General features: G+C 58.1%; 1 protein-coding gene and 1 tRNA gene. Both read left to right on the top strand.

Annotated elements, in window-relative coordinates; translation table 11 throughout:
• Positions 1–84: 84 nt before the first annotated feature.
• Positions 85–1164 carry a PilZ domain-containing protein gene (locus tag EOM25_14105; protein ID NCC26307.1) on the top strand — a complete coding sequence of 360 codons (1080 nt, stop codon included), beginning with the start codon at positions 85–87 and terminating at the stop codon, positions 1162–1164.
• A 67-nt stretch (positions 1165–1231) separates the two neighbouring features.
• Positions 1232–1307, top strand: a tRNA-His gene (locus tag EOM25_14100).
• Positions 1308–2327: the final 1020 nt, after the last annotated feature.

Here is a 2327-nt window from a genome sequence, read left to right as displayed (position 1 = left end):
ACCCGGAGTTCACCTCACCGCGATGACGTCGAGACACCCGAATGACCAAAAACTCTTTTCCCGACCGGACCGGCCCATAGCTGTATGAATCTGTTCTTCGCCCCGGATCCGGCCCAACTGTCGGCCATCGCTGAATTCTGGCTCCTCCAGGCCAGATCGCCCTTCGACGATGTCGGCCAGAATTTCGGCCGCTCGAATCTGTCTTCGACCACCCTGCTCATCATTGGCGGTGTCGTCGGGGCCATCGTGGCCATCGGCCTCGTCTCCTACGTGCTCAATCGGTTCGTCTTCAAAAAGACCCCTTTGATCTTCGGCCGAATCGTCGACCCCGGAGAAATGAACGACATCCTGAGCACGGCCATGAATCTCCGCAGCCGGATCGAAATGGCCTTCTACTCGCGCAGCGGTGGCCGGAGACACGTCTACTGCTCCCTGGCCGGTCTGACCGAAACCGCCCTTCGACTCGAACTTCCCGCCAATGTCAGACCGGACGACCGCTGGATCGGACGGCAGGTGACCTGCTACTTCAAAATCCAACTGACCAAGCAGAACCCGGTGTTCTACACCTTCAGCACCGAAGTCCTGACGACACCGACCTCGGGGATCGGCCTCCCCCTGGTCGATCTGGCCAGGCCCATGGCCATCGATCTGGGCCAAAAACGTCGCCACCTCCGCATCGATCCTCCAACCCGCCTCATCCAGGGCATCATGCTCTGGCCGGTCAAACAACGTGCAGACTATGGATTGGAAGGAGACGTCAATGCCTGGCCCCAGCCCCTGGCCAAATCCAAGCCGGGAACGGCGGACATCGTGATCAAGGACATCTCGGCCGGAGGAATCCATCTCGAATTCGACCGGCACGTCCTGCAGGCCTGGAATCCCGGCAAGGGAACCGACTGCTTCATCCGCCTGGCCCTCACAGTGCCCAGCCAGACCAAACCCCTTGTTTTTTTTCTGGTCGGCCGGGTGGTCAACGTCTTTGACGACGTCCAGGGCGGTGTTCTGTCCACGGGCATCCAGTTCACTCATCAAGGCCGCCGTCCTGATCCCGAACGACCCGTTTTGGCCTGGTCCGAGGTTTCCTCCGAGGACGGTCTGGGAGAACTCGGGAACTGGGTTCTCCGCCGCCACTTGGAACTGTACAGGGAAAAAGGCCTGACCTGATCCTGTTTTTCGCCCGACCATACCCTTGACCACTGTCGGGCCTTTGGATAGTAGTCCCCTCTCCACGGTGAGTGTAGCTCAGTTGGCAGAGCACTTGGTTGTGGCCCAAGTGGCCGTGGGTTCAAGTCCCATCACTCACCCCAGTAAAATCAAGCCCTTACAGCAAATCGCCGTAAGGGCTTTTTTGTTTCTAAAATTTCTGTCCCACTCCTGTCCCACTTTTTTTCCAGCCATGCACCCCCAGGCCCGGTTGCATCTTACACGTTCTGGTCGGGGGACCGGTCCCGTAATCTGAATTTAGAAACCGCACGATAGGGACCGGGGGTCGGAATAAAAAAAGGCCCCAGACCGGGCTGGGGGTCTGGGGCCGATGGGCAGATGCCAGGGCGGGCTAGCGGCCCAAGGCTTTCTCGAAAATGGCCTTCTCGCGGCGGTCCCGCCAGTCGTGAAAATCGGAAATTGCCTTGGCTACGCGGCTTTTCTTTTTCATGTGGCGCTCTCTCGACTCCTTTTCCAGTACGGACAGTATTTCGCTCGTGTCTAGACCGGCCGCCCGTTTCTTGGATGGTGTTGTAGCCGTGGAGGGCGCAGGCGTGCGGGCAAGTTTTTTCGCGGCAGTCAAAACCTTGTTGACCTCCCAGGTTAGCTGATCCTCAGACCAGGGCAACTGGCGCCCGACGTAAGAGGCATCTTTTTCAAGCCGCTTCGATGAAAATTCCTCGTACTGGGTCACGTCCGGCAGTCCCTCCTTCAAGGCCGTGATTCGCCCTTCAGGATATTCCGGCAGCAGCTTCAGATTCTCGATTTCTCGAATGGCCGCGGTGCAATACAGCATGGCCTCGCGGATGAAACGGGAATTTGAAAAAATGGTCCGTTCGCGCTCATCGGTCACAAGGTTTTTCTTCCCCAAGCGCGTTTGCTGGTCGGCAGTCATTCGTCGAATCTCGGCTTGCTTATCCAAGAACCATGACCGGGCCTCGTCGAGCCTATCGTCGTATGTTTCAATCAAGATACCGGACTGCTCCCTCTCCACTCGTTCTCCCTTGGCCAGGACTCCCCGCCGTTCGGCCTGGAGCGTCAAAACTGCACTTTTGGCCGAGGCCAGGGCGGCCTTTTTGGCTTCAAGGGCCTCCATGGCCTTGTCGATCTTCTGCTGGATCTTT

The sequence above is a fragment of the Deltaproteobacteria bacterium genome (genome assembly GCA_009929795.1).
GTDB lineage: Bacteria > Desulfobacterota > Desulfovibrionia > Desulfovibrionales > Desulfomicrobiaceae > RZZR01.
Note: the sequence above shows the minus strand (reverse complement) of the source record. Positions and strands in the feature narration are given on the sequence as shown.